We start from the raw sequence: 13,464 nt of genomic DNA, 5'->3' as shown, positions 1-13,464 counted from the left end.
ACCGACGAGTCCCGCGCCCCCGGGTCCTACAAGCAGATGATCGTGGAGAGCGGCGCGTCGGACATCGTCTACAGCAACCTCTTCACGGGGGTCCACGGCAACTACCTGCGGGGCAGCATCGAGGCGGCCGGCCTCGACCCGGACGACCTCCCGACCTCGGACCCGTCCGCGATGGACTTCGGCACCGGCGGGACCGCCGAGTCCAAGGCGTGGCGCGACATCTGGGGTGCCGGTCAGGGCGTCGGGGCGGTGACCTCGACGGGCACGGTCCGCGAGCTCGTCGACCGCCTCCGCACCGAGTACGAGCTGGCGTCGGGGGCGCTCTCCGCCACCGCGGCGGCCGTCTCCTCCACCCGCTGACCGGGTGTCACTGAAGTTCGCGATCCTCACCTCCCTCACCGAACGGGCGGGCAGCGGGATCGAGCTGGCCCGGCGGTTCGACCGGTCGATCGGATACTTCTGGCCGGCGACCCACCAGCAGATCTACCGCGAACTCGACCGACTGGCCTCGGCCGGACTCATCCGGGAACTGCCGCAGGAGGGCCCACCCCGCCGGGGGCAACCCAGGAGGTTCGAGGTGACCCCCGGCGGGTCGGAGCTGCTCGTGGGGTGGATCGGGGAGGGGGACGAGCCCGACCCCATGCGGTCGACCCTCGCCGTCCGCGTCCGCGCGGCCGCGGCCACCGGCAGGACACGGGAACTCCGCCACGCGCTGGAACACCACCGGCGGCGTCGACAGGACGACCTCGACCGATACCGCCAGATCGAGCAGCGGGACTTCCGCTCGGTCGACCCCTCCGACCCGCGCGGCACGCTCCAGCACAGGGTCCTCAGGCTGGGGATCGAGGGGGAGCGGGCCTGGCTCGCCTGGTGCGACGACACCCTCGCCGCCCTGGAGGGACTGCCGGGGGACTGAGCGTTCAGGCGACCGTGAGCAGGATCTTCCCGTGCGACTCCCCGGAGTCGAGCAGGGCCAGGGCCTCCGCGGCGTTCTCCAGGGGGATCTCGCGGGAGACGCGGGTGGTCACGTCCCCGGCGGCGACCAGCGGCCAGACGTTGTCGACGACCTCCCGGCAGACGCCGGTCTTGCCCCCGGGTCCGTCCACCGGGCGGGCCCGGAGGTTGGTGGCGATCACCCCGGCCCGGCGGGCGAGCAGCGCACCCAGGTTCAGCTCACCCTTCACCCCACCCTGCATGCCGATCACGATGAGGCGGCCGTCCGGGGCGAGGGCGGCGATGTTCCGCTCGAGGTACTTCGCGCCCATCACGTCGAGGATCAGGTCGACGCCGCGGCCCCTCTCGTCGTCGTGGGTCCATTCCCCTATCCGGTCGACAAAGTCCTCATCCCGGTAGTCGATCGCGAGGTCGGCCCCGAGGTCACGGCACGTCCGCACCTTCCCCGGACCGCCGGCGGTGGTGGCCACGCGGGCCCCGAGGGCGCGGCAGACCTGGAGGGCGTGGGAGCCGATGCCGCCGGCCCCGCCGTGGAGCAGCACGCGCGGGGCGCCGAGTCCGACCTCGCCCCAGCGGGCTCCCGCGGCCAGGACGCCCCGGCCGAGCCCACCCGTCATGACGAGGTTCGACCACACGGTGCACGCCACCTCGGGCAGCGACGCCGCCTCGTGCAGCGACACCCCGGCCGGGATCGGCATCACCTGACCCGCCGGAACGGCGACCTGCTCGGCATACCCGCCGCCGGCGAGCAGCGCGCACACCTCGTCGCCCACGGCCAGGCCCTCCACGCCCTCGCCGACGTCGCGGATCCGGCCGGAACACTCGAGGCCGAGGATCCCGGACGCGCCGGGCGGCGGGGGGTAGTGGCCCCTGGACTGGAGGAGGTCCGCGCGGTTGACGGCCGTCGCGGCCACGTCGATGAGGACCTCACCGGGGCCGGCGGTCGGGTCGCGGACCTCGACCAGGTGCAGGGACTCGGGACCGTTCTCGTACGCGATGGCCTTCATGCCCTCCGACGGTAGCCGGGACGGCGGGCCTGGGCGGGCGGGCTGGGTGGTGGGGCGCCGGGTCCACTACGATGAGCGGCGTCGTCGACGCGGGTTTCACGTGGAACCCCGCGGTCGCGCGTGTCGCGGCGGACGGCGGGGAAGTGTGGCAGAGCGGCCGAATGCACTCGCCTTGAAAGCGAGCGTGCCTCAACAGCACCGGGGGTTCAAATCCCTCCACTTCCGCCCACCGGGTCAGGCGGTCGCCTCGTCCAGGTCGGCCGACGACACGTGGCGGATGATCTCGAGCACGCGGGGGTACGCGCTGGAGCCTCCGGACACGAGTGAGACATGGTCCTGGTCCTCGAACAGGACCAACTTGGCCCGCCCCCCGGCGCGGGTGACCGCGTCCACGTAGCGCCGGGAGTTCTCGGGTGCCACCGTGGTGTCGCGCCCACCGTGCAGCGCGATCACCGGGGTGTCCGGGTCGATGTTCTGGATGGGGTCCACCATCGCGTAGCGGCTCGCCACCTCGGCGGGGGTGCCGCCGATCGCGGTGATGATCCTGTCGTCCCCGTGGGTCGCGGCGTACGCCAGGTCCAGGGGGCCTGCGATGGACACCACACGGGTCGGACGGAACGCCGGCTTCGCCCCCACCTCGTCGTCCTCGAGGAGATGCCGCGTGCCGCCCCAGACCGCGAGCTGGGCCCCGGCGCTGTGGCCGATCACCACCTCGTCATCGGTGGTGATCTGGGGGAACCTCTTGTCCACCTCGACCACGTGGTCCAGCGCGTTCGCGATGTCGAGGAACGTGGTGGGCCACCCCCCGCCCGATCCCACGCGCCGGTACTCGACGTTGTAGACGGCCATGCCGCGGTGGGCGAGCTCCCGGGCGAGCGGGTCGAACGTGTACGCGCCGACCTGGCTCTGCCAGGACCCGCCGTGGATGAGGACCGCCAGGGGGATCGAATCGACCCGCTGGGCCCCGGCGGGCAGGTAGAGGTCCGCCCAGTTCTGGGACGGATCGGCCTCGTCGTTCGTGGGGTACTGGAAGCGCTGGACGGTGACCTCGTCGAGCCGCGCGGGAAGGGCGATCGCGGACTCCACGGCCGGAGCCCCGTCGGAGATCGTGCACCCGGCCGCGAGCGCGAGGATGATCGCCAGGCCGGAGCCGATGCTCGAGACCCTCGCGGGACGGGGAGTGCGCCGTCGCTGCAGAATGCTCACCCTTTTCTCAGGAATCCATCAGATTGATCGACGGTCCGACAGGAGCTTCATCCGTCGACTTCTGCCGAGACCACCGAGGCGCCCGAGGCCCGGTCATGAAATCAATCTTAGATTACCGGAGCGGGATCGGGCCCACGGTCCCCCGATGTGGAGGTGGCCCCGGCAGCCCCGGCCGGCCGATCAGGCCACGGTTCGGACCCGCCCGAGCGCGGGGGCCCGCAGCGGGCCCTCCTCGCTGACATACCGGATGAGGGCGTCGATATCGGTGAACCCGGCCTCGCGGCGTTCGCCGCGGTCGGCGAGGGGGGAGCCGGTGAACTCCGGGGAGGAGAGGAACTCGTTGACCACGACGGTGTAGTCCCTGCCGGGATCGACGGGCTCGCCGTCGACCAGCAACTCCGTCACGCGGTCGCCCTCGGGGCGCCGCAAGTCCACGGTGTAGCGCACGTTGGAGGAGACCGCCGGGCCGTTGTCGCCGATGTCGTCGACGAAGTGGGATAACGCGGTCCGGAGCTCCGCGCCCGTGACGGTGACCAGATAGAGCCGGTCGCCGTAGGGCTGGACGGTGTGCAGGGTCGCGTAGTCCAGGGGGCCTCGCGGGAGGTCCGTGCGGAGGGAGTCCGGGTTGGAGAGGGCCAGCTGCGCACCACGGCCCCGGGCGGCGTGGAGCTGGCAGTCGGCGATGAGGTCGGCCAGCGGGGACTCGCCGTTGGTGTCCATGGCCCGGGCGATGGTCCCGGTGGCGGAGCCGAGGGGCTTGCGGGCCTCGGGAGCCGCGGCGGCGGACGCCTGCCGGAGGAGTTCCTCCGTGCCGGCGTCCGGTGCGATGTCGAGGTTGACGGTCTGGTTGAAGGCCGAGGTCCGGGGGCGGACGACGTCACCGGTGGAGGGGTCGACGGCGAGGTCGACGACCGAGACCGAGCGCCCGTGCGAGGCCGGCGCCATCACCACCCTCTCGTCGCTCTCCGCGTCCAGGACCCGGCAGGTGGCCGGTCCGCCGGAGGCGCCGACGATCAGTGCGTCCACCGCGGGGTCGAGCCGCTTGACCAGGTCGAGCGCCGTGAGTTCCGACGGGCAGGCACCGGGATCGAGGTTGCCGTGCACGGTGGTGGACTGCACGAGCCCCACGATCGCCTCGACGCCCAGGAACCGCAGCGACTCCACGGCCTCGTTGACCGCCCGCACCGGGTCCGACAGGCGGGTGGTGGTCTCGGGGGCGGTCTCCGACGGGAGGGTGACCGCCACGACCCCCACGCGGATGCCACCGATCCGATGGATGGCGAACGGGAAGGTCGGTGCGGCGTCGGGGGAGGGGATGGCGTTGGAGGCGAGGAACGGGAACGCCGCACCGCGGAACGGTGGCAGCGGGGGGTCGACGCGGCAGGCCCGCTCCGTGCGGCAGTTCGGCCGGACCAGGCCGCGGATGTGGTCGGCGCCCTTCTCGAGCTCGCGCCGTCCCACACCGACCGCGTCCACGCCGATGCTGTTGAAGTACTCGATGGTCGGACGGTCGTCGAGCAGCGCGGTCTCCGGGGCGGTTCCGCCGATCGAGTCGCCGGTGGCCAGCAGGAGCGCGTCGCCGGACTGGGCGCGGAGCTTGCTCACCGTGGCGGCGAGGTGCGCGCCTCCGCCGGCCGGCCGGATGTTCCCGGACCCGTCGCGGAGCTCACCCTGGAACCCGACAGGGCGCGCGAGCGCCCCGGAGAACTCGCCGATGCCGAGGATGCGGACGGACCGCGTCTCGACGGCGGGGCCCGGGGGCCGACTCGACTCGCTGGGCCGTGCGCCCGCGGACGGGACCGTCAGCGTCAGCGCCAGGATCCCGATCGCGAGGATCGCCAGTGTGACGAGGGCGGTCCGGCGAAGAGAGGGGGTGGCGGGGCGCCGACCCGATCCGGACGTCCGGGGTGGATCCGACCCCACCTCGTGCCACGAACGCTGCTGCTCCATCCGGCTCCTTTGGTGACGTGCCACTGCGGGCCCGCCGTCATGTGGTGCGGGACGATGCCTCTGTTCTTCCAAACTTCGCCAATCGTGCCGTCGTCAGGTCACGGGACCCCGCCGGAACGGTCACGTTCCGGTTACGAATCCCCGTGCTGCGGTGAGGAAGCGGTCGTTCTCGCCGGGATCGCCGACCGTCACGCGCACGCCGTCGCCCGCAAAGCACCGGGCCACCACGAGGTGCTCGCGGCAGTGCGCGTCGAAATCGGAGGCCGCCTCGCCGAGCGGGAGCCACACGAAGTTGGCCTGGCTGTCCGGCACCGCGTGCCCCAGGTCGATCAGCGCGTCGCGCACCCTCGTGCGCTCGGCCACCACGGCGTCGGTGCGGGCGCGGAGTTCCTGCCCGGCGTCGAGGCAGGCGATTCCCGCGGCCTGCGCGAGGGAGCTGACCGAGAACGGGACGACCATCTTGGCCACGGGCACCACCAGGTCGACGGGCCCGACCAGGTAACCCACGCGCAGCCCCGCGAGCCCGTACGCCTTGGAGAAGGTGCGGAGCGCCACGACGTTCGTCCGGGCCATGGACTCGGCGACGCCGTCCACCGGGTCATCGCCCCGGACATACTCGACGTAGGCCTCGTCCAACGCGACGGTCACCCGTTCGGGGATCCGGTCGAGGAAGGCGGAGAGGTCGGTGCGGGTGATCGCCGGGCCGGTCGGGTTGTTGGGGGTGCACACGAAGATCAACCGGGTGCGATCGGTGACGGCCCCGGCGATCGCGTCGAGGTCCAGCGTCCCGTCCGCGCGGTTGGGGACGGGCACCGGGACGGCATGGGCGATGCGGGAGATGATCGGGTACGCCTCGAAGGAGCGCCAGCCGTAGACCACCTCGTCGCCGGGCGCGCACACCGCCTGGACCAGCTGCTGGCACAGCGCGACCGAACCGCACCCCGCGGTGACGTTCTGCGGCGGCACGCCCAGGAACTCGGACAGCCGACCGACCAGGGCGCGGGCGGTGATGTCGGGGTAGCGGTTGGCGCCGGCGGCGGCCTCCGCGATCGCCTCGGCCACGCTCGGGAGCGGGCCCGCCGTGGTCTCGTTGGAGGCGAGCTTGATCGCGCCCGGGATGGTCGCGCCGGGCACGTACGAGGGGATGGCGTCGAGGTCGCTGCGCACGTCGGGGGACATGGGTACAGAGTAGGACCCCCGTCCGGCCGCCGGGCGGCCGGCCGTTTTGCGCACCGCCCCGGCCACTGTGTACTGTTATCCCTCGTTGGCTCAGCAGAGCCTCCAGGAGGCGTGCCAGAGCGGCCGAATGGGACTCACTGCTAATGAGTTGTCCCCCTTAAAGGGGACCGGAGGTTCAAATCCTCTCGCCTCCGCCATGCCGGAGCACCGGGAAACCGGATGAACTGGCACGACAGATGAATATGCGCCCGTAGCTCAACGGATAGAGCACTTGACTACGGATCAAGAGGTTAGGGGTTCGAATCCCTTCGGGCGCACAACCGCAGACGCCCCCGCCCCTCCGGGCGGGGGCGTCTCGCTCGTCTCGGCAGCCCATATCGCCCGCGTCGCGCCCGGGATGTGGCACTTTTGCATCGTGAGCACAGCAACCGTTGAGCCGTCCGGGGAGACGTCCACCGCGCCCCCGCGTGGGAACGTGGCCGTCCTCGTGGTGGTCGCGCTCCTGGTCGTGGCACCGATCGTCGCCCTGGACCTGTCTCCGTGGAGTGCGAACGGCTCCCTGTGGTACCTGGGGATGCTCCCGGCGCTCATGGGGCTGTTCACCAGTCGGCGGCTGGCGTTGGGGGCGGCGGCGCTCACCCCGGCGATCGTCGGGGTGTCCCTGCTGCTGCGCGACATGCCCGCGGTCGTGGGGGCCGGCTACATGATGGTGCTCGGTGCGGTCACCGGGCTGGTGGCGGTGCGCGGCTGGCACGTCATGTTCGCGTTCGCGGCGCCGCTGGCCGCGCTCGCCCTGATCGGCGACCTCCACGTGGCCATGCCATCGGGACGGGTGGACGCGGATTCCTCCCCGGCGGCGATGCTGGTGACCCTGGCGGTCCTCCTGCTGGGCGGGGTGTGGACGGCATGCCTCGGGCCGTTCGCGCTGCGGCGGATGCACGTCACCGCGCCGGAACCGGTCTCCGCGCGGGCCGCCGGGTTCTTCGCCGTGTCGCTGGGGGGGATGGTGGCGGTGGGGTCGTTCATCGCGCTGACCTGGCTTCCCCCGACCTCGTGGTGGATGATCCTCACGTTCTACGTCGTGGTCCAGCCGCACTTCGCCGAGATGGTCACGCGGGTCGGCCACCGGGTGGTGGGCACCCTCGTCGGATCGACCCTCGCGGCGGTCGTCGTGTACTACTTCCGCCACCTGCCCGGGCTCATCGGCGCGCTCGCCGCGGCGCTGACGCTGCTCGCGGCGTGGGCCAATCTCCGGTTGCCCTACTGGGTGTTCGTCACGTTCCTCACCCCCGCCGTCGTGCTCCAGACGTCAGGCGGCACCCGCGACCTGGCCAAGGCCATCGCCGACCGCGCCGGCTACACGCTCATCGGCGCGGCGGCCGCGCTCATCCTCATGACCTGCGGCCACCAGTACCTGGTCTGGCACGCGGCCAGGGCCGCCCGGGACCGGACCGGACCGTGACCCGCCCGGCCGCCGGTCCGGCGGCCGGGCGGCCCGGGATGGTGGATCAGGCCGCGGCGGGCCGCCGCTTGACCCGCACCCGCTGGTACGGCGCGGCCACGGACTCGCCGATCGCCTGCGCGATGAGGTCCTCGGCGGTCCGGTTCTTCCGCGCGAGGGTGGCGACGAGCTTGGTGAACCGGGCGCCGCGGGCGAATTCCTTGGCGCTGCGGTCCTCGACGGCGAAGAACAGCTTGGCCTGATCGGGGAGCAGCGACAGCACGCCGTTGAGGATCTGCCGGGTGACCCACTTGGCCACCGGGCCCTTCACGTCCGGATGGCGCAGCGAGTGCCCGGCCATCGCCGCGAAGATGGTCAACGCCTTGGTGTTGAGGCCGTCGCTGACGTACTGGTCGACTTCCTCGAAGGTCTCGAAGTACGGGCCGGGGACATGCAGCTGCTTCGCGCCGCGGTGCGATTCCACCACCACGCGGTTCGAGTCCTCGGTCGACAGGCCCGGGCCGAACTCCTGGTAGCCGCGCACCGCGGACCAGATGTAGGTCCACCACGTCCACCGCATCCACTCGGGCTGCTTGGCGCTGACCACCTCGCCGGTCTCCGGGTTGGTCCAGCTCGCCCGCTCGTGGAGGTGATCGACGCGCGTGGCCGCCGCATCCGCGTGGGCGGTGTCGGCGAAGATCGAGTCCCGCAGGTACGCGGCCGTGCGGTCGAATCGCGCGGCCATCTCGTCGGCGCCCTCGCTGGTCAGGGACACCCGCTCGAAGTGGGTCATCATTCCCGGCTCGAGCATCTGGAGGAAGAGGGCGTTCTTCGCGCCGAGTCCCGAGGACGGGTCCGAGAACACCCGCCACGAGACGCTGTCGGGGCCGTAGTGGCCGTCGTCGGCGCGGGGTGCGTCGGAGAGCCTCAGGGGCACGGGTGTCTCGGTCATGGCGCGGCTCTTTCGGGGAGGGGGAGAGGACGCCGGGCGTCCAGGGGGGAAGCGGTCACCGCGATAATAAGTCCTTCACCCCGGCGGTCGAGCGCTTTCGTCGTGATGAGCTCCGCGGTGCGGAGGGAGGCCGCCCCCGCGGCGTCGCCGGGGGTGGGGCGTCCGGTACCACGACGACGAGGTCGGCCCCTTCGTAGGCTGTGCCGATGACCGAGTCCGCCCGAGATGCGTTCCGCCGCAACGCCGGCCATCTTGCGTCGGTGGCGCTCGTCGTGATGTGGAGTTCCGGGTTCGTCGGCGCCGAGCTCGGCATCCGCGCCGGCGGGACCCCGCTACAGCTGTTGGGGTGGCGTTTCTCGATCCTCGGGGCCCTGCTGGTATCGGCCTGCCTCGTCCTGGGCGTGCGTCTGACCGACCGGCGGGCGTGGGCGCGCCAGGGCGTGGTGGGGCTGTTCAGCCAGGCCGTGTTCCTGTTCATGATCTTCCAGGGCGTCGCCCTCGGCGTCGACGGCGGGACGGCGGCCCTCATCGCGGCGCTGCAGCCGCTGCTCGTGGCGACCGTCGCGGGCCGGGTCCTGGGCGAGCGGACCACCACGGGCATGTGGATCGGCATGCTCCTGGGGATGGCCGGCGTCGTGGTGGTGGTCTCCGGTGGGCTGGGCGCGGGGATCGCGCCGTGGTGGGCGTATCTGTTCCCGGTGGTCGGGATGCTCAGCCTCGCCTCGGGGACGGTCCTCACCCAGCGGCTGCGCCCCACGGAGTCGCTCCTGCAGTCCATCACCATGCAGTCGGTCGTCGCGGCGGTCGTGCTGGTCGCGGCGATGCTGCTGACGGGGCAGGGCAGGGTTCCGGCCGACCCCGGGTTCTGGTCGGCGGTGGCCTGGCTGGTGCTGCTGTCCACCCTCTGCGGGTACGTCCTCTACGTCTTTGTCACCCGCACCCGCGGGGCCACGGTCGCCAGCGTGCTGCTGTACCTCACCCCGCCCACCACCATGCTGTGGGTGTGGCTCATGTTCGGGGTCCCGGTCACCCTCGTGGCGGTCGCGGGCATGGCGATCAGCGCGGTCGGCGTGGTCCTGGTGCTGCGGTCCCGGCCGGCCGCGGCGGGTCAGCGCGCACGCCGGTAGAGCGCGGCCGGGCGACCGCGGAGCGCCGTGGCCAGGGCGGGCTCGCCGTCGTCGCCCCTCACCGGTTCCAGGTGCGGCTTCATCCGCCGCGCGAAGTTGTCCTTGTGCAGCTCGGCGCCGATCACGGCCTCGTGCACGCGGCGCAGCTGGTGCAGGGTGAACGGCTCGGGCAGGAAGCCGTCGGGGTCGGGGCCCACGTCCACGTAGCGCAGCCGGATCTCGTAGCGCTCGCGCACGTCCCGGATCGCGGCGTCGACTATGGCGTCGTGGTCGAACAGCAGCGGCCCCACCCCGTCGAGCCCGCCGCCGGCGGTGACCCCCGCGAGTCTGCCGCGCGCTCCGCGCAGCGCGGACTCGGGCAGGGGGAGCGCGTGCGCGACCGACACCGCCCACGTGCGGTCGTCGCGGTCGGGGTCGTCGAAGAGCCGGAGCAGGCGCGGCCGGATGGTCGCGTGCGGCGTGATCCCCACCTTCTCGCGCAGCACGTGATCGGCGGTCCGGGCCACCGTGGTGCGCTCCCGGAGGAACGCCCCGGGGAGCGCCCAGCCGTCCGGGTCGCTGCGGCGGAGGACCAGCACCCGCAGCTGGGGGTCGGGGCCGCCGGCGTCGGTGACGGTGAGGATCGCCAGGTCCACGGCCACGGCGGGACGGGGGAATCGGTCGAGATCGGACACGCCCTTCACATTAGCGCGAGTCGCGTGTTAATGTTTAGCGCGTTGAGAGTGCTAAAGGATGGATCCGAGCGGAAGGGGCGATGACATGCGGGAGGCCACCGAGTGCGCGTGGGGGATGTTCCTCGACACGCTTATCTGCCGACTGGGCGACGTGCAGGACGGCGAGGCGCTGGCACTGGTAGCGCCGTCGGGTAGGGACGGCTGGAGCACTCAGCTCGTCATCCGCGCGGACCGCGACCGGGGATGGATGTGGGTGACGCGCGGGATCTCCGGCAGCACCGCCGCGGAGGAGGTCGTGGCCCGCGTCGGGGAGAGCGGGGCGTTCGAGTTGGCCCAGGCGATCGTCCGGGCCGCGCGCGAGGATCTGCGGTTGCCGCACCCCCAACTGTTCACCGCCCGGGCGGACGGGCCCGGCGCCGCGCGGCTGGCCGAGAGCCTGGGGCTCGCGGTCGCGGGCACGGTGGGCGAGCCGACAAGCGGCGGGGGCGAGCCGGCCCGCGGCGGTCCGGAGACCCTGCGCCCGATGGTGGAGAGGGTGATCAGGGAGGTCTTCGGACAGGAACCGGGCGTCGACGACGACGGCGACCTGACCTTCGACCTCGCCGGCACGACGGCCTTTGTCCTGTTCCGGGCGGACGGGGGCATGATCGAGGCCTGGTCGATGGTCGTCCGGGGCGTCTACAGCCGCCGCAACACCGCCGTCGAGCTGGACCTGCTCAACCGCAGGGGGGCGTGGAGTACCTGGTACATGCGCGATCGCAACGTGTTCCAGAAGATCATGCTCCCGGCGCGGCCGCTCTCCGCGGAGAACCTCGAGGGGATGCTCCGCGCTTTCGCGCAGGACTTCCGGCAGAACCGGGACGAACTGGCCTACCGGCTGGGAGGAATGGCGGCGTGAGCAGCGAGGGCGAGATGACGACGACGAGGTATGACCGCGCCAGGGGGGTCCTGCTCGGCGCGGCGGTGGGTGACGCGTTGGGCGCCGGCTACGAATTCGGCAGCGCGCACCCGGGCCCGGACGGGCCGGGGATGATCGGCGGCGGGATCGGGGACTTCGCGCCGGGGGAGTGGACGGACGATACCGCGATGACGTGGAGCGTGGCCGAGGTGGCAGCGCGCGGACTCGAGCTCGCGAGCGCCCGGGCGTTGACCGCGGTGGCCAAGAATTTCCGTACCTGGCTGGATTCCGGACCGCCGGACGTCGGAATCCAGACGCGACAGGTGGTGCGGGCCGCGGGGCACGGACCGACGGGCGAGCAGCTCGCCGGCGCGGCCCGCCACTACGCCGCCCAGCATGCCCATTCCGCCGGGAACGGCTCGCTCATGCGCACCGCCCCGGTTGCGCTCGCGCACCTCGGCGACCCGGTGGCCTGTGCTTCGGCGGCCCGGGCGGTGAGCGAGCTGACGCACGCGGACCCGCTCGCCGGCGACGCCTGTGTGCTCTGGAGCCTGGCGATCCGGCACGCGGTCGTCCACGAGGAGTTCGACGTCCGTACCGGGCTCGACGCGCTCGATGAGTCCTCTCGTGAACGGTGGGAAGACCTGATCGACCAGGCCGAACAGCGCCTTCCGGACACGTTCACGCCCAACGGCTTCGTGGTGACCGCCTTTCAGGCGGCGTGGTCGGCGATCAACCATACGGTCGACGGGCGTGACGGGGAGGCCCACGTACGAGCCGCACTCGCCGAGGTGATCGCGGTGGGGGACGACACCGACACGACCGCGTCCATCGCAGGGGCGCTACTCGGAGCTCGGTGGGGAGCCGCGCAGTTCCCCACTCAATGGCGCGAGGTCTGCCACGGCTACCCCGGTATCGACTCGCGCGACCTGGAAAAGATGGCGACCGACATAATTGACCTGCAGAGAGACCCGACCTCATGAAAAAGACCCCGACCTGCCCGATGTGCCACTCCGGCGACTCGCTCGCCCCTATCTCCGTGGACGGCGGGGCGGACGAGGCCTACTTCTGCGAGGAGTGCTCGAACCTGGTGCACACCCGGGCCCCGGTCGTGACGGCCCCGCGCCGGATCCCGCGTCCTGCGGCAACCGTGCGCGGCGAACTGCCCGGGCCGTCGGACGCGGACGCCGGTCGCGTGGCGGAGGTCGAGGCCGTCAAGATCCAGTTCCTCGCACGTCCCCGCGACTCCGGCAGCAAGGTGGCCGGATACCTGGAGGGCTACCAGCAGGTGTTCTCCTCCGTCGGCCTCGCCGCATGCGCGCCGGGGGTCCTCAAGGACTTCGCGAACTCCAACATCGGCTGCAACCCGGGAAACATGTCCGTGTTCAACAGCGCATGGAACGAGCTGGGCGAGCGGGAGGCGGCGGAGAGAGTCCGGGAAGTGATCGACTACCTCCTCCGTGGGGAGGGTCTCGATCTGGAGGACCGCTTCAGCGCACTGGTGAACGGTTCCGCGAGCGTGGAGATGAAGGGGTTCAAGGAGGCCCTGCTGACGAGGGTCCTCTGGGTGGACGACCCCGGCCGGTTCGTTCCGCTTCTCACCTACACGGGCAACGCCGGGAAGAAGGAGATCGCACGGTCGATCTGGGGTCTCCGACTGCCGGATCCGGACTCCGTCGACTGGTCGCTCGGGCGACTGTCGGTGTGAAGCAACGACCTCCTCCGTGAGCTCGCCGGCGAGGGGTTCGAGCACACGCAGCACATCGGCGAGTTCCTGTGGTGGGCAAAGGATCAGCTCTGAGGGCCACCGCGAGGGTTCCCGGGGGAGCCGGGAAAAAGGGAGTCGTGGACGCCGCTCGGCGGTGCGGGGGAGGATCCAGGGGTGAACCCCCAGCAGCCCGACCACGTCCTGCGCACGCTCGCGGACCTCGACGCCCGGCTCGGACGCATCACCGCGGAGGTGGCGGAGGTCCGGGCCGGGCTCTCGGCGGTCGCCCGGCAGATGCGCTCGCCCGAGGGGGCCCCGGTCTGGCGCGCGGGGGCGCCGCAGGTCGGCGTCCCCGGCCCGCCCCCGGG

The 13,464-nt window shown here is 72.1% G+C and carries 13 protein-coding genes, 3 tRNA genes and 1 pseudogene; 11 read left to right on the top strand and 6 right to left on the bottom strand.

From position 1 onward, the window contains the following. A pseudogene (locus B4M60_RS07030) lies at positions 1-360 on the top strand (nitronate monooxygenase); the annotation flags it as partial. Between the two features lie 4 nt (positions 361-364). After that, the gene (locus B4M60_RS07025) at positions 365-916 is read left to right on the top strand and encodes a PadR family transcriptional regulator (protein ID WP_291081572.1); all 552 of its coding nucleotides are present in this window, start codon (positions 365-367) and stop codon (positions 914-916) included. A 4-nt stretch (positions 917-920) separates the two neighbouring features. On the opposite strand, the gene B4M60_RS07020 is transcribed toward B4M60_RS07025, so the two are convergent. Further along, positions 921-1,961, bottom strand: a complete 1,041-nt coding sequence (locus tag B4M60_RS07020) for an NAD(P)H-quinone oxidoreductase (protein WP_291081570.1) — start codon at positions 1,959-1,961, stop codon at positions 921-923. A gap of 139 nt (positions 1,962-2,100) precedes the next feature. Between B4M60_RS07020 and B4M60_RS07015 the strand changes: the two genes are divergently transcribed. Next, positions 2,101-2,186 (top strand) — tRNA-Ser (locus tag B4M60_RS07015). Between the two features lie 9 nt (positions 2,187-2,195). Here the strand turns inward: B4M60_RS07015 and B4M60_RS07010 are convergent. From B4M60_RS07010 to B4M60_RS07000, 3 genes are all read right to left on the bottom strand, one after another. Then, positions 2,196-3,068, bottom strand: coding sequence for an alpha/beta hydrolase family protein (locus B4M60_RS07010; protein ID WP_291081580.1), 873 nt, complete (start codon positions 3,066-3,068; stop codon positions 2,196-2,198). A 279-nt stretch (positions 3,069-3,347) separates the two neighbouring features. Next, the gene (locus B4M60_RS07005; protein WP_291081568.1) at positions 3,348-5,117 is read right to left on the bottom strand and encodes a bifunctional metallophosphatase/5'-nucleotidase; all 1,770 of its coding nucleotides are present in this window, start codon (positions 5,115-5,117) and stop codon (positions 3,348-3,350) included. 120 nt (positions 5,118-5,237) lie between these two features. Next, a complete protein-coding gene (locus B4M60_RS07000; protein ID WP_291081566.1) occupies positions 5,238-6,296 on the bottom strand; it encodes a pyridoxal phosphate-dependent aminotransferase in 1,059 nt (352 codons plus the stop codon). Positions 6,297-6,401: 105 nt separating this feature from the next. Between B4M60_RS07000 and B4M60_RS06995 the strand changes: the two genes are divergently transcribed. The 3 genes from B4M60_RS06995 (at position 6,402) to B4M60_RS06985 (ending at position 7,758) form a co-directional block, all read left to right on the top strand. Then, positions 6,402-6,493 (top strand) — tRNA-Ser (locus tag B4M60_RS06995). Positions 6,494-6,540: 47 nt separating this feature from the next. Continuing rightward, positions 6,541-6,613, top strand: a tRNA-Arg gene (locus tag B4M60_RS06990). A gap of 98 nt (positions 6,614-6,711) precedes the next feature. Continuing rightward, positions 6,712-7,758 carry an FUSC family protein gene (locus tag B4M60_RS06985; RefSeq protein WP_291081564.1) on the top strand — a complete coding sequence of 349 codons (1,047 nt, stop codon included), beginning with the start codon at positions 6,712-6,714 and terminating at the stop codon, positions 7,756-7,758. Between the two features lie 46 nt (positions 7,759-7,804). Here the strand turns inward: B4M60_RS06985 and B4M60_RS06980 are convergent, their stop codons facing one another. Next, positions 7,805-8,689 carry an oxygenase MpaB family protein gene (locus B4M60_RS06980; RefSeq protein WP_291081562.1) on the bottom strand — a complete coding sequence of 295 codons (885 nt, stop codon included), beginning with the start codon at positions 8,687-8,689 and terminating at the stop codon, positions 7,805-7,807. A gap of 206 nt (positions 8,690-8,895) precedes the next feature. Between B4M60_RS06980 and B4M60_RS06975 the strand changes: the two genes are divergently transcribed. After that, complete coding sequence (locus tag B4M60_RS06975; protein WP_291081560.1) at positions 8,896-9,816, top strand: DMT family transporter; 921 nt, start codon at positions 8,896-8,898, stop codon at positions 9,814-9,816. On the opposite strand, the gene B4M60_RS06970 is transcribed toward B4M60_RS06975, so the two are convergent. Continuing rightward, the gene (locus B4M60_RS06970) at positions 9,798-10,490 is read right to left on the bottom strand and encodes an NrtR DNA-binding winged helix domain-containing protein (RefSeq protein ID WP_291081558.1); all 693 of its coding nucleotides are present in this window, start codon (positions 10,488-10,490) and stop codon (positions 9,798-9,800) included. The two genes, B4M60_RS06975 and B4M60_RS06970, sit on opposite strands and share 19 nt — an antisense overlap. A gap of 85 nt (positions 10,491-10,575) precedes the next feature. Between B4M60_RS06970 and B4M60_RS06965 the strand changes: the two genes are divergently transcribed. From B4M60_RS06965 to B4M60_RS06950, 4 genes are all read left to right on the top strand, one after another. Continuing rightward, the gene (locus tag B4M60_RS06965; RefSeq protein ID WP_291081556.1) at positions 10,576-11,388 is read left to right on the top strand and encodes a T3SS (YopN, CesT) and YbjN peptide-binding chaperone 1; all 813 of its coding nucleotides are present in this window, start codon (positions 10,576-10,578) and stop codon (positions 11,386-11,388) included. Beyond that, a complete protein-coding gene (locus B4M60_RS06960) occupies positions 11,385-12,371 on the top strand; it encodes an ADP-ribosylglycohydrolase family protein (protein WP_291081555.1) in 987 nt (328 codons plus the stop codon). The genes B4M60_RS06965 and B4M60_RS06960 overlap by 4 nt, the downstream gene beginning before the upstream one ends. Next, positions 12,368-13,096, top strand: coding sequence for a hypothetical protein (locus tag B4M60_RS06955; protein ID WP_291081554.1), 729 nt, complete (start codon positions 12,368-12,370; stop codon positions 13,094-13,096). Before B4M60_RS06960 ends, B4M60_RS06955 begins: the two co-directional genes overlap by 4 nt. 174 nt (positions 13,097-13,270) lie before the next feature. Then, positions 13,271-13,464: hypothetical protein (locus B4M60_RS06950; protein WP_291081552.1), on the top strand; the 194-nt coding region annotated here is incomplete at its 3' end.

Source organism: Dietzia sp. UBA5065 (genome assembly GCA_002415925.1).
In the GTDB taxonomy this organism is placed as follows: Bacteria; Actinomycetota; Actinomycetes; order Mycobacteriales; family Mycobacteriaceae; genus Dietzia.
This window is presented reverse-complemented; position numbering and strand designations above follow the sequence as displayed.

What these genes read in the sequence shown, in the direction of transcription:
- B4M60_RS06980 (WP_291081562.1), bottom strand. Translation starts at nt 8,689, where the DNA reads ATGACCGAGACACCCGTGCCCCTGAGGCTCTCCGACGCACCCCGCGCC.
- B4M60_RS06965 (WP_291081556.1), top strand. Translation starts at nt 10,576, where the DNA reads ATGCGGGAGGCCACCGAGTGCGCGTGGGGGATGTTCCTCGACACGCTT.
- B4M60_RS06975 (WP_291081560.1), top strand. Translation starts at nt 8,896, where the DNA reads ATGACCGAGTCCGCCCGAGATGCGTTCCGCCGCAACGCCGGCCATCTT.
- B4M60_RS07005 (WP_291081568.1), bottom strand. Translation starts at nt 5,117, where the DNA reads ATGGAGCAGCAGCGTTCGTGGCACGAGGTGGGGTCGGATCCACCCCGG.
- B4M60_RS07000 (WP_291081566.1), bottom strand. Translation starts at nt 6,296, where the DNA reads ATGTCCCCCGACGTGCGCAGCGACCTCGACGCCATCCCCTCGTACGTG.
- B4M60_RS06955 (WP_291081554.1), top strand. Translation starts at nt 12,368, where the DNA reads ATGAAAAAGACCCCGACCTGCCCGATGTGCCACTCCGGCGACTCGCTC.
- B4M60_RS07020 (WP_291081570.1), bottom strand. Translation starts at nt 1,961, where the DNA reads ATGAAGGCCATCGCGTACGAGAACGGTCCCGAGTCCCTGCACCTGGTC.